The organism is Streptomyces sp. NPDC058145, assembly GCF_042884245.1.
GTDB lineage: Bacteria > Actinomycetota > Actinomycetes > Streptomycetales > Streptomycetaceae > Streptomyces.
Genome location: NZ_JBHVUH010000005.1, coordinates 146,584 through 172,356 on the forward strand (window position 1 = coordinate 146,584; position 25,773 = coordinate 172,356).

27 protein-coding genes are annotated in these 25,773 nt (G+C 72.7%); 14 read left to right on the forward strand and 13 right to left on the reverse strand.

Annotation, left to right across the window (positions count from 1 at the left end; all coding sequences use genetic code 11):
- Positions 1–236 precede the first annotated feature (236 nt).
- The 3 genes from ACFVVO_RS13145 to ACFVVO_RS13155 all read left to right on the forward strand — a co-directional run bounded on the left by ACFVVO_RS13145 (position 237) and on the right by ACFVVO_RS13155 (position 3,762).
- Entirely contained in the window at positions 237–440 is a 204-nt protein-coding gene (locus ACFVVO_RS13145) for a cold-shock protein (RefSeq protein ID WP_004929928.1), read from the forward strand.
- Between the two features lie 375 nt (positions 441–815).
- Positions 816–2,438 (forward strand): chaperonin GroEL, encoded by a 1,623-nt coding sequence (gene groL, locus ACFVVO_RS13150; protein ID WP_390054375.1) that lies wholly within the window; start codon positions 816–818, stop codon positions 2,436–2,438.
- Positions 2,439–2,637: 199 nt separating this feature from the next.
- Positions 2,638–3,762, forward strand: coding sequence for an NADH:flavin oxidoreductase (locus ACFVVO_RS13155; RefSeq protein ID WP_390054376.1), 1,125 nt, complete (start codon positions 2,638–2,640; stop codon positions 3,760–3,762).
- Between the two features lie 35 nt (positions 3,763–3,797).
- Here the strand turns inward: ACFVVO_RS13155 and ACFVVO_RS13160 are convergent, their stop codons facing one another.
- The 3 genes from ACFVVO_RS13160 to ACFVVO_RS13170 all read right to left on the reverse strand — a co-directional run bounded on the left by ACFVVO_RS13160 (position 3,798) and on the right by ACFVVO_RS13170 (position 6,349).
- Positions 3,798–4,373, reverse strand: coding sequence for a hypothetical protein (locus ACFVVO_RS13160; RefSeq protein ID WP_390054377.1), 576 nt, complete (start codon positions 4,371–4,373; stop codon positions 3,798–3,800).
- Between the two features lie 111 nt (positions 4,374–4,484).
- On the reverse strand, positions 4,485–5,408 hold the full coding sequence (gene murQ, locus ACFVVO_RS13165; RefSeq protein WP_390054378.1) for an N-acetylmuramic acid 6-phosphate etherase: 924 nt from the start codon (positions 5,406–5,408) through the stop codon (positions 4,485–4,487).
- 35 nt (positions 5,409–5,443) lie between these two features.
- A complete protein-coding gene (locus ACFVVO_RS13170) occupies positions 5,444–6,349 on the reverse strand; it encodes a MurR/RpiR family transcriptional regulator (RefSeq protein WP_390054380.1) in 906 nt (301 codons plus the stop codon).
- 55 nt (positions 6,350–6,404) lie between these two features.
- Between ACFVVO_RS13170 and ACFVVO_RS13175 the strand changes: the two genes are divergently transcribed.
- Together ACFVVO_RS13175 and ACFVVO_RS13180 are read left to right on the forward strand one after the other, a co-directional pair.
- Positions 6,405–6,788, forward strand: a complete 384-nt coding sequence (locus tag ACFVVO_RS13175) for a hypothetical protein (RefSeq protein WP_390054382.1) — start codon at positions 6,405–6,407, stop codon at positions 6,786–6,788.
- A 7-nt stretch (positions 6,789–6,795) separates the two neighbouring features.
- Complete coding sequence (locus tag ACFVVO_RS13180) at positions 6,796–7,074, forward strand: DUF4031 domain-containing protein (protein WP_390054384.1); 279 nt, start codon at positions 6,796–6,798, stop codon at positions 7,072–7,074.
- Here the strand turns inward: ACFVVO_RS13180 and ACFVVO_RS13185 are convergent.
- A complete protein-coding gene (locus tag ACFVVO_RS13185; RefSeq protein ID WP_390054386.1) occupies positions 7,056–8,132 on the reverse strand; it encodes a GNAT family N-acetyltransferase in 1,077 nt (358 codons plus the stop codon). The two genes, ACFVVO_RS13180 and ACFVVO_RS13185, sit on opposite strands and share 19 nt — an antisense overlap.
- Before the next feature lie 168 nt (positions 8,133–8,300).
- Between ACFVVO_RS13185 and ACFVVO_RS13190 the strand changes: the two genes are divergently transcribed.
- Positions 8,301–8,705: a VOC family protein gene (locus ACFVVO_RS13190; RefSeq protein WP_390054388.1), complete on the forward strand. Its 405-nt coding sequence runs from the start codon at positions 8,301–8,303 to the stop codon at positions 8,703–8,705.
- Between the two features lie 40 nt (positions 8,706–8,745).
- On the opposite strand, the gene ACFVVO_RS13195 is transcribed toward ACFVVO_RS13190, so the two are convergent.
- Entirely contained in the window at positions 8,746–9,396 is a 651-nt protein-coding gene (locus ACFVVO_RS13195; protein ID WP_390054390.1) for a hypothetical protein, read from the reverse strand.
- A gap of 50 nt (positions 9,397–9,446) precedes the next feature.
- Here ACFVVO_RS13195 and ACFVVO_RS13200 point away from each other — a divergent pair, with 50 nt between their 5' ends.
- A complete protein-coding gene (locus ACFVVO_RS13200; RefSeq protein WP_390054392.1) occupies positions 9,447–10,124 on the forward strand; it encodes a maleylpyruvate isomerase family mycothiol-dependent enzyme in 678 nt (225 codons plus the stop codon).
- A 91-nt stretch (positions 10,125–10,215) separates the two neighbouring features.
- Positions 10,216–10,926: a copper homeostasis protein CutC gene (locus tag ACFVVO_RS13205; protein WP_390054394.1), complete on the forward strand. Its 711-nt coding sequence runs from the start codon at positions 10,216–10,218 to the stop codon at positions 10,924–10,926.
- Here the strand turns inward: ACFVVO_RS13205 and ACFVVO_RS13210 are convergent.
- Both ACFVVO_RS13210 and ACFVVO_RS13215 read right to left on the reverse strand, forming a co-directional pair.
- Positions 10,923–11,600, reverse strand: coding sequence for a hypothetical protein (locus ACFVVO_RS13210; RefSeq protein WP_390054395.1), 678 nt, complete (start codon positions 11,598–11,600; stop codon positions 10,923–10,925). The genes ACFVVO_RS13205 and ACFVVO_RS13210 overlap by 4 nt on opposite strands.
- 278 nt (positions 11,601–11,878) lie before the next feature.
- Positions 11,879–13,957: a HelD family protein gene (locus tag ACFVVO_RS13215; protein ID WP_390054397.1), complete on the reverse strand. Its 2,079-nt coding sequence runs from the start codon at positions 13,955–13,957 to the stop codon at positions 11,879–11,881.
- A 307-nt stretch (positions 13,958–14,264) separates the two neighbouring features.
- Here ACFVVO_RS13215 and ACFVVO_RS13220 point away from each other — a divergent pair, with 307 nt between their 5' ends.
- Positions 14,265–14,447 carry a hypothetical protein gene (locus tag ACFVVO_RS13220; protein WP_390054399.1) on the forward strand — a complete coding sequence of 61 codons (183 nt, stop codon included), beginning with the start codon at positions 14,265–14,267 and terminating at the stop codon, positions 14,445–14,447.
- 75 nt (positions 14,448–14,522) lie between these two features.
- On the forward strand, positions 14,523–15,815 hold the full coding sequence (locus ACFVVO_RS13225; RefSeq protein WP_390054400.1) for a glycosyltransferase 87 family protein: 1,293 nt from the start codon (positions 14,523–14,525) through the stop codon (positions 15,813–15,815).
- Here ACFVVO_RS13225 and ACFVVO_RS13230 read toward each other — a convergent pair.
- Positions 15,767–17,416 (reverse strand): DNA repair helicase XPB, encoded by a 1,650-nt coding sequence (locus ACFVVO_RS13230; RefSeq protein WP_390054402.1) that lies wholly within the window; start codon positions 17,414–17,416, stop codon positions 15,767–15,769. The genes ACFVVO_RS13225 and ACFVVO_RS13230 overlap by 49 nt on opposite strands.
- A 149-nt stretch (positions 17,417–17,565) precedes the next feature.
- Between ACFVVO_RS13230 and ACFVVO_RS13235 the strand changes: the two genes are divergently transcribed.
- Entirely contained in the window at positions 17,566–18,135 is a 570-nt protein-coding gene (locus tag ACFVVO_RS13235) for a hypothetical protein (protein WP_390054404.1), read from the forward strand.
- Between the two features lie 212 nt (positions 18,136–18,347).
- On the opposite strand, the gene ACFVVO_RS13240 is transcribed toward ACFVVO_RS13235, so the two are convergent.
- Positions 18,348–20,879 carry a helicase-associated domain-containing protein gene (locus ACFVVO_RS13240; protein ID WP_390054406.1) on the reverse strand — a complete coding sequence of 844 codons (2,532 nt, stop codon included), beginning with the start codon at positions 20,877–20,879 and terminating at the stop codon, positions 18,348–18,350.
- Between the two features lie 123 nt (positions 20,880–21,002).
- Here ACFVVO_RS13240 and ACFVVO_RS13245 point away from each other — a divergent pair, with 123 nt between their 5' ends.
- Together ACFVVO_RS13245 and ACFVVO_RS13250 are read left to right on the forward strand one after the other, a co-directional pair.
- Positions 21,003–22,037, forward strand: coding sequence for a hypothetical protein (locus tag ACFVVO_RS13245; protein ID WP_390054408.1), 1,035 nt, complete (start codon positions 21,003–21,005; stop codon positions 22,035–22,037).
- Between the two features lie 216 nt (positions 22,038–22,253).
- Positions 22,254–22,886 carry an HAD family hydrolase gene (locus ACFVVO_RS13250; protein WP_390054409.1) on the forward strand — a complete coding sequence of 211 codons (633 nt, stop codon included), beginning with the start codon at positions 22,254–22,256 and terminating at the stop codon, positions 22,884–22,886.
- Here ACFVVO_RS13250 and ACFVVO_RS13255 read toward each other — a convergent pair.
- Positions 22,847–23,113: a hypothetical protein gene (locus ACFVVO_RS13255; protein WP_390054410.1), complete on the reverse strand. Its 267-nt coding sequence runs from the start codon at positions 23,111–23,113 to the stop codon at positions 22,847–22,849. The two genes, ACFVVO_RS13250 and ACFVVO_RS13255, sit on opposite strands and share 40 nt — an antisense overlap.
- A 163-nt stretch (positions 23,114–23,276) precedes the next feature.
- Here ACFVVO_RS13255 and ACFVVO_RS13260 point away from each other — a divergent pair, with 163 nt between their 5' ends.
- Positions 23,277–23,660, forward strand: coding sequence for a cold-shock protein (locus tag ACFVVO_RS13260; RefSeq protein ID WP_143630994.1), 384 nt, complete (start codon positions 23,277–23,279; stop codon positions 23,658–23,660).
- Between the two features lie 49 nt (positions 23,661–23,709).
- Here ACFVVO_RS13260 and ACFVVO_RS13265 read toward each other — a convergent pair whose 3' ends face one another.
- The 3 genes from ACFVVO_RS13265 to ACFVVO_RS13275 are packed head-to-tail and all read right to left on the reverse strand — an operon-like array spanning position 23,710 to position 25,764.
- Positions 23,710–24,555: a 1,4-dihydroxy-6-naphthoate synthase gene (locus tag ACFVVO_RS13265; protein ID WP_390054412.1), complete on the reverse strand. Its 846-nt coding sequence runs from the start codon at positions 24,553–24,555 to the stop codon at positions 23,710–23,712.
- Positions 24,545–25,294: a futalosine hydrolase gene (locus ACFVVO_RS13270; RefSeq protein WP_390054414.1), complete on the reverse strand. Its 750-nt coding sequence runs from the start codon at positions 25,292–25,294 to the stop codon at positions 24,545–24,547. Before ACFVVO_RS13270 ends, ACFVVO_RS13265 begins: the two co-directional genes overlap by 11 nt.
- Positions 25,264–25,764 carry a DUF2771 domain-containing protein gene (locus ACFVVO_RS13275; protein WP_390054415.1) on the reverse strand — a complete coding sequence of 167 codons (501 nt, stop codon included), beginning with the start codon at positions 25,762–25,764 and terminating at the stop codon, positions 25,264–25,266. Before ACFVVO_RS13275 ends, ACFVVO_RS13270 begins: the two co-directional genes overlap by 31 nt.
- Between the last annotated feature and the right edge of the window lie 9 nt (positions 25,765–25,773).

Here is a 25,773-nt window from a genome sequence, read left to right on the forward strand (position 1 = left end):
TTTGCGCATTTTATGGGGCCCGACTTGCCCTGAATTCAGGCGAATTCACGCTACATTCCGGACCGTTCGCGTCCATATTTCTCGTCCGATTGACCTGTTGCAGACGGCAGTTGGGCAGATACATTCAGCGGCGGTCGACGCGTTCCGGCGCACGCCCCCGGCCAATGGGGGGTGAGGTCTGACCCGGGTCCGCGAAGTGCGGATCTGTGCAAGGGCCAGTAATAGGGGAGTTAGGCATGGCTCAGGGCACCGTCAAGTGGTTCAACGCGGAGAAGGGGTACGGCTTCATCGCGGTCGACGGTGGTGCGGACGTATTCGTCCACTACAGCGCCATTCAGATGGACGGCTACCGCACCCTGGAAGAGGGCCAGCGGGTGGAGTTCGAGATCTCGCAGGGCCAGAAGGGCCCGCAGGCCGACATGGTTCGCCTCAGCGCCTGAACGTTTTTTGTACGAAGGGCCCGCACCTCGCACAGGGTGCGGGCCCTTCGCCGCGCCCGGCCCCCTGTTCGCGGGTGGCTGACGGGGGCGCCCGTACCCCGGGAGGCGCTCGCCAGGTGCTGGACGGCGCGCTGCCCACCCGTCACCCGGCCACCACCCCGCAACGAGCCCGCTACGCGGGCGCAGCCTTGCACTCGGGCATGCCGAGTGCTAATCATTGCGTTAGCACTCTGAAGGTGAGAGTGACAGTGAGGACCGGGTCGGTGAGGCCCGCAGGCCAAGTGGGGCAAGGAACCACGCGGCCGGCGAGCCGTCCGTCGCGGGCGCGGGCGCGGTCCGAAGGAATCACCCCCAGTCCTGGAGGGACCACTTCACATGGCCAAGATCATCGCGTTCGACGAGGAGGCGCGGCGCGGCCTCGAGCGCGGCATGAACCAGCTCGCGGACGCCGTCAAGGTGACGCTCGGCCCCAAGGGCCGCAACGTCGTCCTCGAGAAGAAGTGGGGCGCCCCCACGATCACCAACGATGGCGTCTCCATCGCCAAGGAGATCGAGCTCGAGGACCCGTACGAGAAGATCGGCGCCGAGCTGGTCAAGGAAGTCGCCAAGAAGACGGACGACGTCGCCGGTGACGGTACGACCACCGCGACCGTGCTCGCCCAGGCCCTGGTCAAGGAAGGCCTGCGCAACGTCGCCGCCGGTGCCAACCCGATGGCCCTGAAGCGCGGTATCGAGAAGGCCGTCGAGGCCGTCTCCACCGCCCTGCTGGAGCAGGCGAAGGACGTCGAGACCAAGGAGCAGATCGCCTCCACCGCGTCCATCTCCGCCGCCGACACCCAGATCGGCGAGCTGATCGCCGAGGCCATGGACAAGGTCGGCAAGGAAGGCGTCATCACCGTCGAGGAGAGCAACACCTTCGGCCTCGAGCTCGAGCTCACCGAGGGCATGCGCTTCGACAAGGGCTACATCTCCGCCTACTTCGCGACCGACATGGAGCGCATGGAGGCGTCGCTCGAGGACCCGTACATCCTCATCGCCAACTCCAAGATCGGCTCCGTCAAGGACCTGCTCCCGCTGCTGGAGAAGGTCATGCAGTCGGGCAAGCCGCTGCTGATCATCGCCGAGGACGTCGAGGGCGAGGCCCTGTCGACCCTGGTGGTCAACAAGATCCGCGGCACCTTCAAGTCCGTCGCCGTCAAGGCCCCGGGCTTCGGTGACCGCCGCAAGGCCATGCTCGGCGACATCGCCATCCTCACGGGCGGCGAGGTCATCTCCGAGGAGGTCGGCCTCAAGCTGGAGAACGCGACCCTGGACCTCCTGGGCCGCGCCCGCAAGGTCGTCGTCACCAAGGACGAGACCACCATCGTGGACGGTGCCGGCTCCTCGGAGCAGGTGCAGGGCCGCGTCAACCAGATCCGCGCCGAGATCGAGAACAGCGACTCGGACTACGACCGCGAGAAGCTGCAGGAGCGCCTGGCGAAGCTCGCCGGCGGTGTCGCGGTCATCAAGGCCGGTGCCGCCACCGAGGTGGAGCTCAAGGAGCGCAAGCACCGCATCGAGGACGCCGTCCGCAACGCGAAGGCCGCCGTGGAGGAGGGCATCGTCGCCGGTGGTGGCGTGGCCCTGCTGCAGGCCTCCCAGGTCTTCGAGAAGCTGGAGCTCCAGGGTGACGAGGCGACCGGCGCCCAGGCCGTGAAGCTCGCGCTCGAGGCCCCGCTGAAGCAGATCGCCATCAACGCCGGCCTCGAGGGCGGTGTCGTGGTGGAGAAGGTGCGCAACCTGACCCCGGGTCACGGCCTGAACGCCGCGACCGGCGAGTACGTCGACCTGGTCGCCGAGGGCATCATCGACCCGGCGAAGGTGACCCGTTCCGCGCTGCAGAACGCCGCCTCCATCGCCGCGCTGTTCCTCACCACCGAGGCCGTCATCGCCGACAAGCCGGAGAAGGCCGCCGCGGCCGCTCCGGGCGGCATGCCGGGCGGTGACATGGACTTCTGATCCCACGCGGATCGGCCTGTCCTTTCCGAGGGCGGCACCCCCTGTCCATGGCAGGGGGTGCCGCCCTCGGGCGTGTCCGGGATCACAGCGCTCGCGGGCCGCGAGTGGAATGCGCGACAGCCCCTGGGAGGTTGCTTAAGGAGCTGCAACAATGCGTGCGCACATACCAATCGGTCTACCGTCCCCGAGGAGTCCCCACGTGACCGTCACGCCGCCCCCCGCCTCCCGCGCGGCCCAGATCCTCTCCCGCCCGATCACCCTGGGCGGCCTCACCGTCCCCAACCGCATCGTGATGGCGCCGATGACCCGGATGTTCTCCCCGGGCGGCGTCCCCGGCGAGGACGTGGTGTCCTACTACGCCCGGCGCGCCGCCGCCGGCGTCGGCCTGATCGTCACCGAGGGCACCTACGTCGGCCACGAGTCGGCCGGCGGCAGCAGCCGCGTGCCCCGGTTCCACGGCGAGGAGCAGCTGGCCGGCTGGGCGAAGGTCGTCGAGGCGGTGCACCAGGCGGGCGGCACCATCGTGCCGCAGCTCTGGCACATCGGCACGGTCCGCAAGCAGGGCCAGAACCCCAACCCGGACGCCCCCTCCCACGGCCCCTCCGGACTGCGGGTGGACGGCACCGAGGACGCCACCGCCATGACCCAGGACGACATCGACGCCGTCATCGGCGCCTTCGCCGAGGCCGCGGCCGACGCCGAGCGCATCGGCTTCGACGGCGTGGAGCTGCACGGCGCCCACGGCTACCTGCTCGACCAGTTCCTGTGGGACGGCACCAACCGCCGCACCGACGCCTACGGCGGCGACCCGGTCGCCCGCACCACCTTCGCCGCGCAGATCGTGGCGGCCGTCCGCGCCGCGGTCTCCCCGGACTTCCCGGTCATCTTCCGCTTCTCGCAGTGGAAGCAGGAGGCCTACGACGCCCGTCTCGCCGAGACCCCCGAGGAGCTGGAGGCGATCCTCGCCCCGCTGGTCGCCGCAGGCGTCGACGTCTTCCACGCCTCCACCCGCCGCTACTGGCTCCCCGAGTTCGAGGGCTCCGACCTGAACCTCGCCGGCTGGACGAAGAAGCTCACCGGCAAGCCGGTCATCAGCGTCGGCTCGGTCGGCCTCGACGGCGACTTCATCAACGCCTTCCAGGGCGAGGGCTCCCCGGTCAAGAGCATCGACAACCTGTTGGATCGCCTGGAGGCCGACGAGTTCGACATGGTCGCCGTCGGCCGCGCCCTGCTCCAGGACCCCGAGTGGGCGGCCAAGGTGCTCGGCGACCGCTTCGACGAGCTGAAGCCGTACGACGCGGCGGCGCTGCAGACCCTCATCTGACGTATGGACGGGGGGCGTCCACGGGCCGAGGGCGGCTACAGATTGCCCATCGGCTCGATGTCGACCTGGACGGGCGTCCCCCACACCCGCAGCACCTCGTAGTCGGTGAACTCGTGCACCAGCCGGTACGCCATCGCCGGCCGGGACCCGCGCCGCTGGGCGGCGAGATACGCCTCGGCCTCCTGCCGGTCCCGCCGGGGCGTCCCGCAGAGCTGCCACTCCCGCCCGTTCCACGCCTCCGGCAGCCACCGCTGCTGTGGCTGGGGACGGTCGGCGCGCACGCCGTAACGCGAGGGCGCGCCGGCGGGCGCCTCCCCGGCCTGCGCCCGGCCCCCGCTCTGGTACTCCGAGCGCCGGGCGGCCCGTCTGCGGGTCTCGCACAGCAGGCACAGATCGGGCGCGCTCTTGTCGACGGGCCCGTGCGGATGCTCGGGACACCGGGTGCTGGGCGCGCCCGCCTCCACGGTCTCGTCCAGCAGGACGAGGGCGCGCCGCAGGTCGGCCTTGACCTCGTGCAGCCGGGCGTCCGGGGTGTCGGCGGAGAGGGTCTCCCCGTGCTCCCCGAGCAGCCTGAGGGCACGTCCGAGGGCGGTGAGCTGGGCGTGGTTCATGTCGGTCCGCGCAGTCCTTCGGCTTCTCCGGGTCCAGGGTGGTGCCGGCCGGGGCCGGCAGTTCGACGGTAACGCCCCGAGGGCAGCGGCACGCCCTCCGCGGGGCGCCGGTCAGGTCGTCGTCGCCCCCAGCGCCGCGCGCAGATGGCCGGCGGAGTCCGCCAGGCGGCGGGCGGCCGTGGGGCCGTCGACACCGGCGAGGACGATCAGGATCGCGTTCTTCACCTCGCCGCCCGCCTCGGTGAGCGCCCGCTCGATCTCCTCGTCGGGGGCCCCGGTGGCCAGGGACACGATGCGCCGGGAGCGGGCCCGCAGCTTGGCGTTGGAGGCACGGACGTCGACCATCAGGTTCCCGTACGTCTTCCCCAGCCGGATCATCGTGATCGTCGACAGCATGTTGAGCACCAGTTTCTGGGCCGTGCCGGCCTTCAACCGGGTGGACCCGGTGAGCAGTTCGGGCCCGACGACGACCTCGATGCCGTGCTCGGCGGCCGCCGCGAGCGCGCTGTGCTCGTTGCAGGACAGGCCTACGGTCAGGGCCCCGACCGCGCGGGCGTGCTCGACGGCACCGACGGCGTACGGGGTGCGGCCGGAGGCGGAGATGCCGACCACCGTGTCCTCGGGCCCGATCTTCAGCGCGTCCAGGTCCTCGCGGGCCAGTTCCGCCGAGTCCTCGGCGCCCTCGACCGAGGTGACCATCGCCTCGGGGCCGCCCGCGATCAGGCCGGCGACCTGACCGGGCTCGGTGTTGAAGGTCGGCGGGCACTCGGAGGCGTCGAGGACGCCGAGCCGCCCGGCGGTGCCCGCGCCGGCGTAGACCAGGCGCCCGCCGCGGGCCATGCGCTCGGCCACGGCGTCGATCGCGGCGGCGATCTGCGGCAGGCGCGCGGCGACGGCGGCGGGCACGCCCGCGTCCTCGCCGTTCATGAGGCGCGCGATGTCGAGGGTGGGCAGCCGGTCGATCTCGGCGAGTTCCGGCCGGAAGGCTTCGGTGGTGAGGGACTCCAGCTGGTTGCGCAGGTCATGGGAGGTCATGGGGGGTGGCTCTCTCCGATTCGCGTGCTTTCAACTCACCTGGGGGTGGATCGGTGCCGGTGCGCCAGCGCCTCGTAGGACGCGGCCAGCGCGGGCGCCGCACTCTCGTACGTCCGCTGTGCCACCCCGACGAACAGGCAGTCCACCACCAGCAGCTGACTCGTCCGGGAGGACATCGCGGCGGGCCGCAGCTCCGTCTCCCGCGACGTGGACGTCGTCAGCACGTGGTCGGCGTACTGCGTCACCGGCGAGTCGGGCCTGCCGGTGATGGCGACGGTGGTCGCCCCGCGGTCGAACGCGACCCGGAGCGGCTCGATGACGTCGCCGGTGGAACCCGAGTGGGTGATGGCGATCGCCACGTCACCCGAACGCAGCTGCACCGCGTTGGTCACGGCGAGATGCGGATCGCTGTGCGCGTGGGCTATGAGCCCTATCCGCAGCAGCTTCTGGGTGAGGTCCTGGGCGACGAGACCGGAGGCGCCGATCCCGTACACATCGGTGCGGCGGGCGCCCGCGAGCGCGGTGACGGCCGCGCCGAGCTGCGCGGTGTCGAGTCCGGCGGCGGTGTCGGCGAGGGTCTGCTGCTCCTCGTAGGCGAGCTTGGTCACGACGTCGGCGATGGGATCGTCCACCGCGATGTCCGTCGTGATCGCGGGCGCGCGGCCCGACTGCTGCTGGGCGGCGAGGCCGGCGAGGGCGAGGCGCAGATCGCGGTAGCCGGGATAGCCGAGCAGGCGGGCGGTGCGGACGACCGTCGCCTCGCTGGTGCCGGTCAGCTCGGCGAGGCCGGTGACCGTGAGGGCGGCGCAGCCGGCCGGGTCGCCCGCGACGGCCTCGGCGACGCGCTGCATGGAACGGGTCATGGAGGGGGCGAGGGTGCGCACCTTCGCGGCGAGAGATCCGCCCGGACTGCCGAAAATTTCCTTCACGTCCTGGGTCACCAATGAAAGATATTTTCGGTTCGGTCGCGCGGTCAAGAGTGCGCACAATGGGACCATGGAGTCACTTACCCCGCTCGAGCAGGCGCTGCACGCGGCCCGCGCGCTCGTGCTCGCCGACCTGGTCGCGGGCCGGGTCGCCGAGGCCGACGTGGTCTCACTGGTGGAGGACTCCGTCGCCGAACGGCGCTGGTGGGTCGAGCAGTGGCCGGACGGCGTGCCCTTCCTGCCCGGGCTGGTCGCGCAGGACGTCCAGGACGCGCTGCTGGAGCGGTACGGCCGCTGGCCGTTGTGCCCGGTGTGCGGCTCGGGCGATCCGCACGCCCTGGACGTGGAGCCGGAACTGGGGCCCGACCCGCACTGGGTGTGCCACAAGGCGGGCGTCCAGGTCGCCTCGGTGGGGTCGCTGGGGCGGGCCATGGGTGGGACGCAGTCCTCGTGAGGCGCCCGTGACCGTCTACATCGACCCGCCGGCCTGGCCGGGCCACGGCCGCATGTGGTCGCACCTGGTCAGCGACGCGTCCTACGACGAACTGCACCTGTTCGCCGCCGGGTTGGGCGTGCCCCGGCGGGCCTTCGAGCGCGACCACTACGACCTTCCGTCGCACCGGTACGCGGACGCGGTGGCCGCCGGGGCGGCGGAGGTCAGCAGCCGCGAGGTGGTGCGACTGCTGCGTGCCTCCGGGCTGCGCCGGCCCAAGGGGCTCGCTCAGCGCCGCAGTTCGTAGGCCAGCTCCGTGCCGCTGCCGTCCTCCTCGCTCACCCGGGCGAAGCCGGCCCGGGCCAGCACGGCCTGGGAGGCGGTGTTCTCCCGCTCGACGGTCGCGAACAGGGAACCGACGTCGTCCCGGGCCAGCGCCCAGTCCGCCAGCGCGCGCACGGCCTCGGTGACGTAGCCCTGCCCGCGGGCGCCCTCCACCAGGTCGTAGCCGATCTCCACCCGGCCGTCCTCGTCCGGCGCGCTGTGGAAGCCGATGCCGCCGACCGCGCGGCCGTCCTCCTTCCGTACGAGGGCGAAGACCCCGAACTCCGGCCGGTGCACGCCGCCTTCGTACGCCTTCACCAGGAAGCCGGCGGCCTCCCGCGTGCCCTCGTAGGGGCCGCCCTCGATCCAGTCCAGACCTCCGTCGCCGCCCAGCCGGAGATCCCGTGCGACGGCCGGCCGCAGCCCGACCAGATCGAGCCGCTCGGCGGGGAGGACGAGGTTGTTGCGCCAGCGCCACTCGGTGACCGGCGCGCGCCCCGGCAGCTCACCCCGGCCGGTCGCCCAGAGCAGGGTCGGCCAGGCCGTGGGACCGGGCTGCACATGCGGGAAGAGCCAGCCGAGCACGGCCTCGGCGAGACCCTCCTCCGGCACGTACTCGATGCCGAGTCCCTGGGCGACGTCATGCGTGTGCAGTACCACCTCGGCGACACCCATCGCGGCGAAGCCCTCGCGGTCGGCGCTGCGGAAGGGGTAGGGGTGGAAGGCGCGGACGTGCGGCGGGGTGGTGCGCACGGCGGCGGCGAGCAGCACACCGCCCGCCCGCACGACCTCCAGCAGCCCGGCGTTGTCGGTGCCGTCGTCGAGCTTGATGTAGAACGGGACATAGGCGTCCTGCGGCTGCCCGGCCAACTGCCCCGCGTAGGCGATCAGATCACTCGCGATGTGCTCAACGGTCTCCTGGCAGCTCCACTCCAGCCCGGCGCCCCGCACCCCCTCCCAGTCCCGCCCCACGACAGGCCCCAGCACCGCCAGGCACCCCTCGACGGCCTTCATCACGTCATCCCCGTTTATAGGTCGCATGGGGCGAACCCTAGGGGGGCGCTCCGCGGGGGGCGACAGTATTTCCGGTTGTGTGGTGACGAAGTGGGTGGTGCTGTCTAGGATCACGGCCACGGCATCGCGTGTCGGTCACCGGCTGGGTGAGGCATGGAGGTGCCTGTGAGATTGCCCTGCGGAGGCATTCCACACATGTCAGTCGAGTTGAATCACACCATCGTCCATGCCCGGGACAACCGGGAGTCGGCCGAGTTTCTGGCACACATCCTGGGTCTCGAGGTCGGAACCGAGTGGGGCCCGTTCATTCCCCTGGCCACCAGCAACGGGGTCACCCTTGACTTTGCCACCATTCCGGCGGAGTCGATCGTCATGCAGCACTACGCGTTCCTCGTCTCCGACGAGGATTTCGAGGCGGCCTTCGCGCGTATCCGACAAGCCGCGATCACGTTCTATGCCGATCCGCATCTGAAGCAGCCGGGAGAGATCAACCACCATCACGGTGGGCGCGGCCTGTACTTCATGGATCCGGCCGGGCACGGCATGGAGATCATTACGCGCCCCTACGGCGATCACGAGCAGACACCGTCGGAGCAGTGAGCCATCGGCAGGTCAGGGAGCGCCCTGACCTGCCACGCCCTCACCCGCCGGTCGACAGCAGATCCAGTTCGCTCGTGAGGTTGTAGCGAGCCGTGCGTTCCCAAAGCTCCCGGCCGTACGGGGTGTGGAACAGGCTTGGCAGATCCAGGAGTTGGCGCAGGATCGCGGCTCGGCCCGCGCGGAAGGCGTCGTTGGGGATGAAGTGGTATTCCTCGCGGACCTCGGCCGTGTAGTGGGCGTACGCCGACGGGGATGAGGCGAGGATCGCCAGGTCGGCGTCGCAGAGGACCTGGCCGTCGGGGTCGTCGTCCGCGGGGTCGTGGGTGATGGTGAGGCGAACCAGGCGGGCGACCTCGGCCGTCCTCGGTGCCGGTACGCCCGCCTCGGGCAGGGCGCGTTCGGCCAGGGCCGCGGAGCGTTCCTCGTTCTCGGAGCGGTCGGGCAGGTAGACCGCGTCGTGGAACCAGGCGGCCAGCCGGACCGCGTACGGGTCGGCCGCGTACTTCTCCAGCACGTCGATGTGGTCCAGGACCGCCGTGAGGTGGGTCAGCGTGTGGTAGTGGCGCTGTGGCTCCTGCCAGCGGCCCAGGAGGTTGTCGGCGTAGGGGGTGGGATCGGGGCCGCCGCCGGGGCCGCGGGCTCCTTCCAGGGCGCGGGCGAATCGGGCACGCAGGGCGTCGAGGTCGGCCATACCCCCATTCTTCCGTGACGTGTGCCGATCGGCCCCCTAGCGTGACCTCCATGACGACTCCTGCGGATGTGCACGACATACGGGACCCCGAGCTGCCCGGTCGGCTGCTGAGTGCCGAGAGGGACGTGTTGATACCGCTGTTGCGGGCGCGGGCGGACGCGGACTTCGCGTTGCCGACCGTCGCGTGTCCGGGGTGGACGGTGCGGGACGTGCTGGCCCACTGTTCGGCCGCGTTGACGCGGGTGGTGGAGAGCCGGTTCGAGAAGGGCGTGTTCTCGCCCGAGTCCAACGACCGGGACGTCGCCGAACGCGCCCAGTGGACGAACGCCCAGGTCGTGGACGAGCTGGAGCGCGGGTTGACCGGGGCGGGACCGGTGATCGCCAAGGCCGGCGGGGCGCTGGACGTGATCGCGCTCGGGGAGTGGGTGCACGCCGGGGACGTGCGGGAGGTCCTGGGCGAGCCCGGGGCGTACGCGGGCGCCGGGCTGCCTGACGCGCTGACGCTGCTGGCCCACGTCACGCGTGAGAAGGAGCACCTGTCGCTGCACGCCGACCTCGACGACATGGACGAGCCGCTGCGGCTGGGCGCCGTGGCCGGGGACGCCCCGCCCGCCCGGTACATCGGCGACGGGCCCACCCTCGTACGGCTGTACTCCGGGCGGCCGGTGTCCGGGGCGGACTACGAACTGGCGGGGGCGCGGGAGGAGGAGCTGAACATCTTCGGATGAAGGGCCTCCCCGGATCGGCGTAGTCTTGGATTGGACTAGACCTGTAGCCGTCGATGAACCGCCGACGCATACCGCCGATGAATGGGGTGCCATGAGCAAGCGTGCAGTCCTGGAGGTGATCGCCCTCGACATCGAGGACGCGGTCGCCGCCCAGGCCGGAGGCGCGGACCGCCTGGAGCTGGTCACCGAGATGGCGGCCGACGGACTCACCCCGCCGGCCGCCACCGTCGCCGGGATCCGGGCCGCCGTCGACCTCGACCTGCGCGTGATGCTGCGACTGGCGGACGGGTTCGCGGCCGGTGACGTGGACCGGCTGGTCCGGGCCGCGCACGAGATGCGGGAGGCGGGTGCCGACCAGTTCGTGCTCGGCTTCCTCGACGCGGCGGGCGGGGTGGACCTGGTCGCCGTGGAGCGGCTGGTGGCCGCGCTGGACGGCTGCCGCTGGACCTTCCACCGGGCGATCGACCGTACCGCCGACCGCGACGCCCTGCGCCGCCGGATGGCCGACCTGCCCGGCCTGGACACGTATCTGACGGCCGGAGCCGCGGCGGGCGTGGACGAGGGGCTGCCGACGCTGGTCGCCGAGGCGGCGCTCGGCGGGAAGCCCGGCTACGAGCAGCAGATCATGGTGGGCGGCGGACTGCGCCTCGACCATGTGCCGCGGCTCCGGGCCGCCGGGATCGACGCGTTCCACATCGGCGGAGCGGCCCGCCCCGACGGATGGCTCGGGCCCGTCTCGGCGGCGGCGGTCGAGCAGTGGCGGTCGGTGCTCGACGAGGACGTGGCCCTGGTCCGCTCCTAGGGCGTCCCGCTCTTCAGCGGGCGCAGGCAGAAGGATGTGCCGTCGTCGCTGTACCGCGAGTAGGCGGCGTAGTCCCCGGCCGCGCAGGAGCCGCTCTTCGGGTCGATGACGCGGTACTGGGCGTCCGGTGAGCCGCAGTCCACGGGCTTCAGCTCCTGTGCGGGCCAGGAGGCCTCGTTGCGCGCGCACGAGCCGGCCTTCAGGGTCGCGCCGACGCTCCCGAAACCCGCGTCGTCGCTGCCGCTGTCGCTCGGTCCTGCCACTAGGCCGATGACGATGAGGGCCGTGACGGCGAGGACCAGCAGGCCCAGTACGGCGAGCGGGATGAGGGCGAGGATGCCGGCCGGGCGCCGGAACACCGGCCGGCCCGGGTCCAGCGGCGGCCGCCAACCGGGCGTGACCGGCGCCGGGATCCGCCGGATGCCGGACAGGGCGCTGAGGTTGGCCAGCAGGGTGACGGGCGTGATGAACACCGACAGCGGGCCCCACCAGCCCAGGATCAGGGTGTCCGCCTGCATGTCCCGGAAGACGGCCAGCGCGCAGGTGTGGCAGAACACGCCCTGGCGGCGCAGGAACCGCATGATCACCAGCATGCCCTGGTGGCCGCGGACCGTCACCGGCGCCGCGGGAGCCGCCCCGCACACCTGGCACCCCGCCGCCGGCCCTCCGCCCATGTACGGTCCCGGCGCCTGCGGGTACGGCCCAGGCGCCTGCTGATACGCCCCAGGAACGGGCTGATACGCCCCCGGCGCCGGCTGAGGCTGCGCGTACTGCCCGGCAGGCTGCGCGTGCGGCCAGGACGGATGACCGTATGGCCCGGAAGGCTGCCCGTACGGCCCCGGCCCCGGCGGATAGGGCCCCGGCGCCTGCTGGTGGGCGGGGTGCGACGGCGCTGGGGTGCTCAACTGGGCGCCTTCCGGGGGGAGGTGACGGAGCCGGACGGCACAGGAGCCTAGTCGGCGAGCTGCCCGGGCAGCGGGGCGGTGTGCGTCACGGTCAGGCCGGACACCGCACGGGTCAGGGCCACGTACAGGCGGCGCAGTCCGGTCCGTTCGTCCGGTTCGCCGTCCACCACCGCCTGCGGTTCGTCCAGTACGACGTAGTCGTACTCCAGGCCCTTGGCGAGGGAGGCCGGTACCAGGGTGAGCCGGGTCTCGCGGGTGGTCTCCTCACCCGGGGCGAGATGGGTGATCCCGGCCGTGGCCAGCGCCTCGGCGAGGACCGGGATGCGGGCGTCCGCGGCGATCAGGCCCGTCGAGCCCTCGTGCCGCAGCAACTCCTCGCAGGCGGAGACCACTTCGGCCGGTCCGGCGATCGTGCGGACCTCGAAGAAGCCCGGATTCTCCCGGACCGAGGCGACCGGGGTGAGGCCCGGAGCGATGTGCGGGAGCAGCCGGGAGGCGTACGTGATGACGTCCGTGGGGACGCGGAAACCGGCCGTCAGCTCCTCGATGACCCCCTCGCGCTTGCCGAGATGGGCCAGCGCCTCGTCCCAGCTCCGGGTCGCCCATGGCGTGGTGCCCTGCGCCAGGTCGCCGAGGACGGTCGCGCTGCCGGTGGTGCAGCGGCGCCCGACGGCCCGGTACTGCATGGGGGACAGGTCCTGCGCCTCGTCCAGGACGACATGGCCCAGCGAGTGCGTGCGCTGGATCAGGTCGGTCGCCTCGTCGATCAGCACCGCGTCCGCCGCCGACCACTTCGCCGCCTTCACGCCGCGCACCGGCTTGGCCCACAGGATCGTCTTCTGCTCGTCCTCGTCCAGGATCCCCTCGGCGTGCTCGGCGAGGAACTCGGCGTCGCTCAGCAGCCGCAGGACGAGCTTCGCCGGTTCCACGGCCGGCCAGACCGCCTTCACGGCCGCCTTGACCGCGCTGTTGCGGGCGACCGCGTCCTGCACCCGGTCGTCCGGCGCCTCCCCGGCCCGCTCCATCTGCACCAGCACCGCGTGCGCGATCCGCTGCGGCAGGGCCTCGCGCGCGGCGCCGTAGCGGATGTCCCGGTCCAGCAACTCGCGGACCAGCTCCTCCAGTTCGTACGCCGGGACCCGCCAGCGCCGCGAGCCGCGCACCACCATGACCGGCTCGGTGGGCATGCTCACATGGGAGTACAGGGCCCGGCGCAGTACCTCGGCCAGCCGGGCGTCGCCCTTGACCACGGCGGCCGCCGCGTCGTCCGTGCCGCGCACCTCCACCTGCGCGACCAGGTCGTCGACGGTCGCCTGCTGCACGGCCAGCTCGCCGAGTGCCGGCAGGACCTGCTCGATGTAGTGCAGGAAGGAACGGTTCGGTCCGATGACCAGCGTGCCGGTGCGCGCGAGCCGCTCCCGGTGGGCGTAGAGGAGATAGGCGACCCGGTGCAGGCCGACGGCCGTCTTCCCGGTGCCCGGGCCTCCCTGCACACAGACGGTCCCGCCGAGCCCGCTGCGGACGATCTCGTCCTGCTCGGGCTGGATGGTGGCCACGATGTCGCGCATAGGGCCGACGCGCGGCCGCTCGATCTCCTGCTGGAGCAGTTTGCTGGTGGTGGCCGCCTCGGCCGGGTCGGACAGGTGCTCGTCCTCGTACGCGGTGAGGTCGCCGCCGGTGTAGCCGAAGCGGCGGCGCAGCGCGATGTCCAGCGGGTTCTTCTTGGACGCGCGGTAGAACGGCTGCGAGACCGGGGCACGCCAGTCGATGACCATCGGGTCGCCGTCGGCGTCGTGCACATGCCGCCGCCCGATGTAGAACTGCTCGCCCTCCGCGCCCTCGGCCTGCGAGGCCCCCGGGGCGTGCAGATAGTCGAGCCGGCCGAAGAACAGCGGGGTGCCGCTGAGGTCGGCCAGTGCCTTGATGCGCTCGTCGATCTGTTGGGCGAGCACCGCGGCGTTGACCCAGTTCGCGGTGACGTCGCTGATGTCCAGCGCCTCGACGTCCTCGCGCATGGCGCGCAGGGCCGACCGGGACGAGGCCAAGTGGGAGCGCTCTCGGGCCAGCGGGTCGCCGAGGGAGCCGTCGAGTGGGCCGGCGAGCTGTTCGTGGGCGGGCGTGGACAAGGGAGTGCCTCCGGATGGGCCTGCTGCGTGGCTACGACGAATGCCGTCGGTTTCGGGCCGGCGACGATGCCGTCCGGTTTCCGGCCGGGCGGCGGCACTCCGAGAGGGAGGCGGGCAAGAGCGGAGATTTTAGGTGAGGGCGGGGGGATGGGGCCAATGGATTTTGCCTTCTCCGAATTCTGCTCCCCTAGGGGACGGGGTCCGCCCGGTGTAAGGGAGCGCTCCACCCGGAGGGCTATGCGCGAGCCCCGGGAATTGGACCCGGAGACCGATTCCGGACACGCGCCCGAAGTTCCACCATGGAGACATGAGCGCAGCGACCTTCTCTTCATCCCCTGTCCGGCCACCGTCCGGCGCCACGGCCATGGACGGCCCCCATCACCACCTCCTCGGCAACGCCCTGCGCGCCGTCAAGGTGTTCGTGGAGGCCGCGTTCGGGGTCGTGATCCTCGGCGAGTACGGCGAGGAGGCGGGCATACGTCATAAGTGACGGCATAGGGTCACCTTCGTGCGGAAACGGACGGTGAAGCCTCTCCTCCCTGCCCTGCCACCTCGTCTCCCCTCGTTGATCCCCCCGCTTCTCCTGGCGGTCTCCCTCTGCTCCTTCGCCGCCCTGTGCCTGCTGCAAGGCGCCCCGATGGCCGATCTGCTGGTCTACCGGGCCGAGGGCGCCGCCGCTTTCCACGGCGGCGACCTGTACGGCTTCGCGGCCACCCGCTGGCGGCTGCCGGCCACCTACCCGCCCTTCGCGGCGGCGCTGTTCATCCCGACGGCCTGGATGCCGGTACCGGCCCTGAAGGCGGCGTTCCTCGCGGGCAACGCGCTCCTGCTCGCCGGGCTCGTCTCCCTCTCCGCCCGACTCGCCTCCAAGCCCCCACCCCTGCCACCACGCCGTTCCCCGCCACGACACCGGCTCCCGCCACGACACCGGCTCCCGCCACGACACCGGCCCCCGCCACGACACCGGCCCCCGCCACCACACAGGCCCCTGCTTCCGCCCGGCCCGCTGACGCCGGCCTTCCCGCACCGGTCCCCGCTGCCGCCGTCCCTCCTCTGCACGGCCACCGCACTGGCCCTCTGGCTCGAACCGGTCTTCCAGACCTTCCTCTTCGGCCAGATCAACCTCGCCGTCACCTGCCTGGTCCTGTGGGACCTGACCCGCCCCCCGGGCGCCCGGGGAAAAGGCCTGGTCCTCGGCCTGGCGACCGGCGTCAAACTCACCCCGGCGATCTTCATCGCCTACCTGCTGCTGAGGGGCCGTATCCGCGAGGCGGCCACGGCGACGGTGGCCTTCACCGCCACCGTCCTGCTCGGCACCCTGCTGCTCCCCGCCGCGAGCGCCGAGTACTGGACGCGGCGGCTGTACGAGACCGGCCGGGTGGGCAAGGTGTGGATCGTGGACAACCAGTCCCTGCAAGGGCTGATCGCCCGCGCGCTGCACGACCCGGCGCCGGGGCCCTGCTGGGTCCTCCCGGCGGTGGCCCTGGGCGCGGCGGGCCTGTTCCTGGCGGCCCGCGCCCGGCAGGACAGCCACGGCATCCTGCTGACAGCGTTCACGGCCCTGCTGATCTCCCCGATCAGCTGGTCCCACCACTGGGTGTGGTGCGTGCCGCTGCTCGCGGTGCTGCTGGCCGACGGCCGCCCGCGGCTCGCGGCCGCGACGGCGGCCGTCTTCACCGCCCGCACGTTCTGGCTGGTCCCCCACCAGGGCGACGGCGACCTGCGCCTGCCCTGGTGGCAGCAGCCACTGGCCTCGCCGTACCCGCTGCTGGGGCTCGCGCTACTGGCGGGCGCGGCGCTGACCATCGCTCAGCCGGTGCCCTCGGCCAGGATGTCGTCGGCGTCCACGATCCGGTAGGAGTAGCCCTGTTCCGCCAGGAACCGCTGGCGGTGGGCGGCGAAGTCCTGGTCGAGGGTGTCCCGGGCGACGACCGAGTAGAAGTGGGCCTGGTGGCCGTCGGCCTTGGGACGCAGGACGCGGCCGAGGCGCTGGGCCTCCTCCTGGCGGGAGCCGAAGGTGCCGGACACCTGGACGGCGACCGTGGCCTCGGGCAGGTCGATGGAGAAGTTGGCGACCTTGGAGACGACCAGCACGCTGATCTCGCCCTCACGGAAGGCGTCGAAGAGCTTCTCGCGCTGGGCGTTGGAGGTCTCGCCCTTGATGACCGGGGCGTCCAGGTGCTCGCCCAGCTCGTCGAGCTGGTCGATGTACTGGCCGATGACGAGGATCTGCTGCCCGGCGAACCGGCGCACGATCGCCTCCGTGACCTTCCGCTTGGTCGCGGTGGTGGCGCAGAAGCGGTACTTCTCCTCCGTCTCGGCGGTCGCGTACGCCAGCCGCTCGGAGTCGGTCAGGTTGACGCGGACCTCGACGCAGTCGGCCGGCGCGATGTAGCCCTGCGCCTCGATCTCCTTCCAGGGCGCGTCGAACCGCTTGGGCCCGATGAGCGAGAACACGTCCGACTCGCGTCCGTCCTCGCGCACCAGGGTCGCGGTGAGCCCCAGTCGCCGCCGCGCCTGGAGATCGGCGGTGAACTTGAAGACGGGGGCGGGCAGCAGGTGCACCTCGTCGTAGACGATGAGCCCCCAGTCCCGGGAGTCGAAGAGCTCCAGGTGCGGGTAGACGCCCTTCCGCCGGGTCGTCAGCACCTGGTAGGTGGCGATGGTGACCGGGCGGATCTCCTTCTTCGTCCCGCTGTACTCGCCGATCTCGTCCTCGGTCAGCGTGGTCCGCTTCACCAGCTCGTGTTTCCACTGCCGGGCCGAGACGGTGTTGGTGACCAGGATCAGGGTGGTGGACTTCGCCTGCGCCATCGATCCGGCGCCGACCAGCGTCTTCCCGGCGCCGCAGGGCAGCACGACCACACCGCTGCCGCCGTGCCAGAAGTTCTCCACGGCCTGCTTCTGGTACGGGCGCAGCGCCCAGTTGTCCTCCAGCAGCTCGATCGGGTGCGCCTCACCGTCCACGTACCCGGCGAGGTCCTCGGCCGGCCAGCCCAGCTTCAGCAGCGTCTGCTTGATCTGCCCGCGCTCGGAGGGGTGCACGATGACGCTGTCCGGGTCGATGCGGGCGCCGACCAGCGGGGCGATCCGCTTGGACTTCAGCACCTCCTCCAGCACCGGCCGGTCGGTGGTGGTGAGCACGAGTCCGTGCGCGGGGTCCTTGGAGAGGGTGAGCCGGCCGTACCGGTCCATCGTCTCGGCGATGTCCACGAGCAGCGCGTGCGGCACCGGGTAGCGGCTGTACTGCACCAGCGCGTCCACGACCTGCTCGGCGTCGTGCCCCGCGGCCCGCGCGTTCCACAGGCCGAGCGGGGTGACCCGGTACGTGTGGATGTGCTCGGGGGCCCGCTCCAGCTCGGCGAAGGGCGCGATGACCCGACGGCACTCGTCGGCCCGCTCGTGGTCGACTTCCAGGAGCAGGGTTTTGTCCGACTGGACGATAAGCGGTCCGTTCACCTACGCACTTCCCTTCCGCACGGCCAAACGTCCAGTGTGCCCTACCGGCGGATGATCGCGGCGGGGCCGCCTGCAACCCCCGGCGGTCGCCGCGGGTCTTCACGTGCGGGTGCGGCGCGGGGGCGCGGCTCGCGGAGGAGGTCGGGGCGATGTCGGTGGGCAGGTGGGGGACCGGTCTGGCGGCCACGGGGGTGCTGGTGGCGGCCGGGGTGTGGGCGATGGGGCCGGGCGCCGACGGCGCCCACGGCCGGGCGGGCGTCGACGAGCACCTGTGGAGCGAGGTGCGGCCGGTGATCGAGGCCCGGCTGGTGGCCGATTCCCGGGGCGGCGGGTACGGGGAGGCGGTGCCTGGGCTCCGGGCGGGGTGGTTCTGCCGGGCGCAGGCGCGGGACCTCGAAGAGCGCGACGGCCTGGTACGGGCGGGCGTGAGCACGCTGTGCCTGGAGTACGGGGTGCGGGCGGGCGCGCTGCTGGAGTGCGGCGGCGCCCAGGGCCCCCAGGTGCTGCGGCTGCGGCGGGACACGGGCGCGGACGGCGGCTTCCGCGTGGTGTCGGCGCAGCGCCCGCCGGACGGCGCGGGATACGGGCAGTGGGTGGACGCCCACTTCGACCACGACGCGGACGCGGACACCGGCGACGCGGTGCCGACCGACGCCCTGGAGGCCACCGCCCGCGACCACTTCGGTCTGCCCGCGAGTGCTCCCGTACGGGGCTGCTGACCAGCTCGGCGCCGCCCGTGGGTGGGCGCCCTCCTCGACAGTCAGGCCGACGCGGGCCTCCGGCGCCGGCGCGGATACCGGCGCCGGCTCCGATTCCGGCTCTGGCGACTCGGTGCGGGTCCGGTGCCGACCGGTGTCCTGGAGGCCGCCGCCCCCACCACTTCCACCTGCCCGCGAGTGCTCCCGCCCGGGGCCGCTGACCGGTCCGCGGGTTAGTCCTCCAGTTCGGCGACCCCCGTGATGCGGTGCAGCGGATACGTCCGTACCTCGTCGGCCGTGTGGTCGTAAGCCGTGACGAAGCCGCCCTCGACCCGGATCGGGGCGATCACCCGCTGGCTGGCGCTGCCCTCCGCGTTGACGTAGCCGATCCACAGGGCCCCGCCGGTCAGCACGGCGGCCTGCACGGTGGCCAGGGTGTCGGCGGAGCCGGTGCGCGGCAGCTCGCCCCGGGCCGGAGCGGCGCCGGTGGCCTTGCGCGGCGCGGTGGCGGCCAGGTCGCCCGCCCGGATCGCCCGGATCGCCGCCGTGAGCAGCGTGGCGTCGGGCGGCGGCGGGCCGTCCGGCACCGGCTCGGGCGCGGTGCGCGGCGGAGTGCGGTGGGCATGGGCGCGGGCGATGAGCACGTCCCCCTCGGCGGACTCCGCCGCCGGCGCGTACCCCATCGCGCGCAGCCCCTCCAGCAGCGTGGCCGGGTCCGCCTGGGTGGCGAGGACGGTCGGCGCCAGCCGGCGCAGCCGCAGGGCGGCCGACCGCTTGTCGGCGACGATCTCGTTCAGCAGGGCGTCGTCGTCGCAGCGCACGTACGCGGAGGCCGCACCCACCCGCAGATGGCCGTGTCTGCGGGCCACGTCGTCGATCAGGTAGGCCAGCGGCTGCGGGACCGGCGTACGGGAGTGCGCGGTGAGGAAGGCGTGCAGGTCGGTGGCGGCCCGCCCGGCGTCGAGTGCGCGGCGGACCGAGGCCGGGGTGAAGCGGTAGACGGTCGCCCCGCCCTTGGACTCGACGTCCGCGAGGACCCCGAGTGTCTCGGCGAGCGGCCGCCGCAGCGGGCCCGGGGCCACCGCCGTCAGGTCGGCCTGGAGCAGCACGTGGTCCAGGGGCTCGGGCAGCAGCGGCGCGAGGAGCCGGGCGGCGGCGCCGGCGGCGACGGCCTGCTCGGCGGCGGTCAGCGGCTCGGCCGGGGCGGCCGGGCGGTGGTGGACGGGCAGCTTGTCACCAGGACCGGCGGACTCCGTCCCGGCCGCCGCCTGCTCGGCCGCGGTCGCGCCCAGCAGCGCCCGGCCGTGCGCGGAGAGCGCCCCGCGCCCGGTGATCCCGAGCAGTTCGGCCTCCGACAGGGTCCAGCGGGCGAGGCGGGAGCGCAGATCCTCCTCGTCGTCCGGCCGGGCACCGCGCAGCGGCCGCTCCCAGCGCAGCCGGGCCAGGATCGCCTGGGCCGCCGGTGCCGCGCCGGCCGGGAGCCCGGCCAGCAGGGTCAGCACCCGGTGCCGTACCTCGGGCGCGGCGGACCGGTCGAGCCCCGGGCCCAGCGTGGACAACGTTCGGTCCTTGGCGTCCCGTCCGCCGATCAGCCCCGGCGTCCGGGTGGCCGTCAGCCAGGCCCGGGCCAGCAGGGCCCAGCGTTCGGCGGGGGGCTGTTCCAGCCACTCGTCGTGGGCGGGCGTCGCCGCGTACCGCTCGTCGGCCTCGCCGTCGGAGGCGAGCAGCCCGGCCGCGTAGGCCAGCTCGATCCAGAAGGCGGCGACCGGTTCGGACACGTCGAGGGCGACGGCGGTCCGCTTCAGGTCCCGCACGCTGAGACCGCCGGCCCGCAGCACGGCGGGCCCGCCCTCGTCCCAGTCCTTCAGCAGCTCCTCGACGGTGGCCAGCGCGGTGTAGGCCTGCGCGGCCGCGGTGGCGTCCACCACCTGCGCACCGTGCGTGGCGGCCGGCTCCACGGCGGGCGGCCGCGGCTCGGGCGCGCGGTGGGCGCGGCCCTCGCGCAGATGCAGCGCCACCTCGCGGGGCAGCACCACGGTGCCGGGCGCGGTCGGCAGCAGCAGGCCGCGGTCCAGCAGCCAGCGCAGATGGGCCGCCGGTTCCGGGGTGACCTGCCCGTAGGGCGGCCCCCACACCAGCCGGGACAGCACCTCCCGGGAGGCGTCCGGCGCCTGGGCGAGCAGCTTGGCCATCTTCCTGCGGTCGCTGAACAGGGCGGTCAGCGCGGTCACCGCGGAGACCGAGTCGTGCGTGGAGGGCAGTCCGGCGCAGGCGACGATCTCCTGGATCCGTCCCGGCGACATGCCCGAGGTGGCCTCCTGCACACTCGGGCCGAGACCGGTGGGGGAGGGGTGCTGCGCGGAGGGCGCGAGCACCTCCTGCGCGGTGCGCACCAGCCGCAGTCGGTCGTCGTCGCCCCACACCAGCGCCTGTTCACGCAGGACGGCGACGGCGCGGGGCAGCGCGGCGGCCACGGCCGCGTCTCCCGCGTCCCCCGCCATCAGGCCGAGCAGCGTCCCGTACGAGGCCGGATCAGGGGCCACCGCCAGCGCCTCCGCCGTCTGCAGGGCGAGCCGGTCCAGCCGTTCCAGCGCCCGCAGCACCGAGGCGCGGGTGCCGGCGCGGGTGGCCAGCTGGGTGAGGTCGGTGGGGACGGGGGTGATGAGATCGGGGCGGCTGCGCAGCAGCGCGGCCAGCGAGGCGTCGTCCCTCATGCGGAGCGATTCGGCGAGGGAACGGGGGGCTGAATTGGCCTCGGGGCTCATCTGACCCACGTTAGCGGGTACCGTGCCGAACGCCGGGCGGGCTGTTCGATGCCGGTCTGCGCTACCTTCCTCAACGGGTTTCATCGGCAAGGGGTTTCATCGGCGTCGCCCCGGAGGGGTTCCGTGGGGATCGAGAGCGATCAGGTCGTCTACGAGTATCTGAGCCGCGTCGGGGACGTCGCTCAGCAACGGCAGCTGCCGTCGTCCACCCGGATGCGGCTGGTGTCGCACCTGCGCGACGAGATCGACCGGCACCGCGCCAGGACGGCGGTGGACAGTCCGGCCGCCGTGCGCCGCATCCTGGACCGGCTCGGCACGCCGGACGAGGTGGTCGAGGCCGCGGGCGGCACCGCGGCGGTCCCGCAGCCGCCGGTCACCGCCGTGCCCGTGCAGCGCGAGCCGGAGCCGGAGGAGCGGCCCAAGGGGCTGCGCCGGGTCGTGCCGCGCCCGCGCCCCGCCGAACCGGAGCGGCCCGCCCCGCGCGCGGGAGCCTCACCGCCACACCTGGCCGCCGCGCACGAACTCGGGGACAGCGCGACGCGGCCCGACTGGATGGGGGTGCCCCCGGTCGAGCGCATTCGAAACTGGTGGCGGGTGGAGGACAGTCCGTTCGGCACGGCGGCCGGTGACGCCATCCCGGGCTTCGTGGGCGGTGTGGAGATCCCCGACCTGCTCAAACGCCCTCCGAAGGACCTCGAAGAGGCGGAACGACCCGCCTCGGAGGAGCCGACAAAGGCGAAGGAGGCGAAAGAGGCGAAGGAGCGGGCCGAACTGGTCCCGGCCCCCGCGCGCCGTCGCCTTCCGTTTCCCCGCCCGGCCGCCGGCTGGACCAACCCGCTCCTGCTGCTGGCCGCCGCCGCGCTGGTCGCTGGCGCCGTGCTCGGCAACTGGTTCGCGCTGCTCCTCGGCTGGCTGATCGCCTACGGCTCCCGGCGCCTGACCCCGGCCGAGACCAAGTGGGCGGTACTGGTCCTGCCCGGCTCGGCGGCGGTGGCGGGCCTGGTCTGGCTGTGGGGGAGGAACACCGGCCGCTGGGGCGACCCCATCGCCCAGGGCCACCTGAACGACGCCCTCACCCAGACCTGGCCCTGGGTGGTCCGAGGCGCGGCGGTGGCCTCAGCCCTGTACCTGGTCTGGCGCTCCCAGCGAACCCGCTGAGACCAGAAACCACGCACCCGCACCCCCACCCGCAAAATCGGTCCCGCGCTCGCCGACGGCGAGAGGCCCCCAAGGCCCCCACAGGGGCCACCCGCACTCGACCACGGAACCCGCACGGGCGGTGCGGGTGCGAACGCCGAACCCGGCCGAAGGCCCCGGGTGCCCCCCACGCACCCGCACCAGAAAGGCCGCGCACGCCCAGGCACAATGGCCCCCATGACCCTCACCGTCGGCTTCGACCTGGACATGACCCTCATCGACTCCCGCCCCGGCATCCGCGCCTGCTACCTCGCGCTGTCGGAGCGGACGGGCACGTACATCGACGCCGAGCTCGCGGTGACCCGGCTGGGACCGCCCCTCGCGGAGGAGCTCGTCAACTGGTTCCCGGCGGAGCACGTCGCGGAGATGGCCGACCTGTACCGGGCGATGTATCCGACGACCGCGATCACGACGACCCCCGCCATGGCCGGGGCGCGGCAGGCGATGGAGGCGGTGCGGGCGGCCGGCGGCCGGACGATGGTGGTCACGGCGAAGTACGAGCCGAACGCCAAGCTGCACCTCGCCCACCTGGGCCTGGAACCGGACGTGGTGATCGGCGACCTGTGGGCCGAGCAGAAGGCGCGGGCCCTGCGCGAGCACGGCGCGCGTGTGTACGTCGGCGACCACGTGGGTGATGTCCGCGGCGCCCGTACGGCGGGCGCGCTGTCCGTGGCCGTGGCCACCGGCCCCTGCGACGGCGACGAACTGCGCGCCGCCGGGGCGGACGTCGTGCTCGACGACCTCGCCGCGTTCCCGGCCTGGCTGGCCGGCTACCGCGAGGCGCCCGGCGCCGCCGCCTCCCTGGCCTGACGCCGCCCGGCGGCGACGGAGCGCAGTATCCCCGCGCCGGCGATCAGGAAGCCGACGGCCATGAGCATGCTCAGGCCGAACATGAACGTCGGCAAGGGCTTGGTGCCGAGGAGCAGTGGGGCCACGGTGACGAGAGTGGCCAGTGCCCCGATGAAGAACACGATGACACCGGCGCGGATCAGTCGGTCACCGGGTCCGGCGGAATTCGGTTGGGTTTTGTCACGCACCGGACCAGGGTAGTTCCCAGCGCGAGAGAACAACCGGGGGACGTCTTGTCACCCGCCCGAAGACCATTAGCCTTGGTAGCGGCGGGTCACGGTCGACCCGCTCTCTGCTGTCAGAAGCCGTTTCCGAGCAGTTTTCCCGACAAGTACGAGGACGAGGACAGACGTGCCCACCGGCAAAGTCAAGTGGTTCAACAGTGAGAAGGGCTTCGGCTTTCTCTCCCGCGACGACGGCGGTGACGTCTTCGTCCATTCCTCGGTCCTTCCCGCCGGAGTGGATGCGCTCAAGCCGGGACAGCGCGTGGAGTTCGGTGTCGTCGCCGGTCAGCGCGGCGACCAGGCGCTCTCGGTGACCGTGCTCGACCCGGCGCCCTCGGTCGCGGCGGCCCAGCGCAAGAAGCCCGACGAGCTGGCCTCGATCGTGCAGGACCTGACGACCCTCCTCGAGAACATCACGCCGGGCCTGGAGCGGGGCCGCTACCCGGAGAAGACCTCCGGCAAGAAGATCGCCGGCCTGCTGCGCGCGGTCGCCGACCAGCTCGACGTCTGACCCCGGACCCAGGGCCTGCCGAGCAGACCCTGGTCCCACGGGACACGACCTAGGGAAAGGCGAGCGCGTCCGGACCGAGGGGCGGTACGAGCCCCTCGGCCGCCGCACGGGTGAGCAGCCCGCGCACCGCCGCGTAGCCGTCCTCGCCGAGAGCGGCGGTGAACTCGTTCACGTACAGCCCGATGTGCTGGTCCGCGACGGCCGGGTCCATCTCCTGGGCATGCTCCATCACGTACGGCCTGGACGCCTCCGGGTCGTCCCAGGCGGCCTGTACGGAGGCGCGCACGGACTCGGCGAGCCGGTCCAGCGTGTCCGCGCCCAGCGACCGCTTGGCGATGATCGCGCCCAGTGGGATCGGCAGGCCGGTCGTGTGCTCCCAGTGCTCGCCCATGTCGGCGAGCTTGTGCAGCCCGTAGTTCTGGTAGGTGAAGCGCGCCTCGTGGATGACGAGCCCCGCGTCGACCTTGCCGTCCCGTACGGCCGGCATGATCTCGTGGAACGGCATGACGACGATCTCGCCGACACCGCCGGACAGGGTGTCCGCGGCCCACAGCCGGAACAGCAGGTAGGCGGTGGACTTCTCGCTCGGCACCGCGACCGTACGGCCCGTCAGGTCCGCCCCCGCCTCGCGGGTCAGCACCAGCGGACCGCAGCCCCGGCCCAGCGCCCCGCCGCACGGCAGCAGCGCGTACTCCTCGAGGACGTACGGCAGCACCGCGTACGACACCTTCAGCACGTCGAACTCGCCGCGCTCGGCCATGCCGTTGGTGATGTCGATGTCGGCGAAGGTCACGTCCAGCGCGGGCGCGCCGGGGACGCGGCCGTGCGCGAGGGCGTCGAAGACGAAGGTGTCGTTCGGGCAGGGCGAGTACGCGATCTGCAGCTCAGCGGTCATGCGGGTTCCAACTCTCCAGTACGGGCGTGAGCTTCCCGAAGCCCTCGGTGAGGGCGGCGAGGGCTTCGCCGATGCGCCAGGCGGCGCGGTCGCGCGGGCCGACGGGGTTGGACACCGCGCGGATCTCCAGCACGGGCACGCCGTGCGCGGCGGCCGCCTCGGCCACGCCGAACCCCTCCATGCCCTCGGCGAGCGCCCGGGGATGACGGGCGCGCAACTCGGCGGCGCGGGCGGCGGTGCCGGTCACGGTGGAGACGGTGAGGACGGTGCCGGCGCGCGCTCCGGTGGCCTGGGAAATTCCTCGTACGAGTGATTCCGGCGGCCGGTGGGTGACGGTTCCGAAGCCGAGTTCGGTGACCGGGAGGAAGCCGTCGGCGGTCTGGGCGCCCAGATCGGCCACCGTGATCTCGGCGGCGACGACGAGTGAGCCGAGCGGCGCCTCGGGCAGGAAGCCCCCGCCGATCCCGGCGGACACGACGAGGTCGTAGGGCGTGCCGGCGAGTGCGGCCGCGGTGAGCGCGGTGGCCGTGGAGGCGGCGGCGAGGGCCGGTCCGACGCCGGCGGCCAGCAGGCCGTGGCCGCCCGGGACCCGGACGAGTCCGGCGCCCGGCAGCCGTACCGCGACCGCCTGGCCGGGGAACGCGCCCGCCACCGCGTCCCGTTCGGCCGGGACGGCGGTGGCGACGAGGACGCGTGCGGAAGGCGTGGTCAGCCCGCCTTCTTCACCTTGAAGGACCACAGGCCCTTGGGCGGGTTGCTGCCCATCTGGACGGACACGGTGTTGGTGTCGCCCTGGGTGCCGTACTGCTGGTTGAAGAACGCGTTGTACGGGAGGGTGCGGGTGGTCAGGTGGCTGGACTCGGAGAACGGGTTGCCGTTCACCAGGATCGTCCAGCCGGCGTCCGCGATCTTGGGGTCGACGCCGAAGCGGACCTCCTGGTCCTGGCTCACCTCGATGGACTTGATGTCCTTGGCGTTCTTCGCGCACTTCGCCACCGACTTGGCGTCCAGCGCCTTGCCGTCGTTGTAGCAGAGCGCCTCCGAGTTGACCGAGTTCCGGCCGACGGTGACGGTCGCGACGGGCGTCGGCTTGTCGCAGGCCGACAGGACGAGCAGTCCGGCGGTAACGGCGCCGGCGGCGGCGACGGCGCGGCGGCGTCGCACAGCACGTGTTACATCAGCGGCTTCGCCGCGGGGCAGCGTGGTCATGGCCGAAGG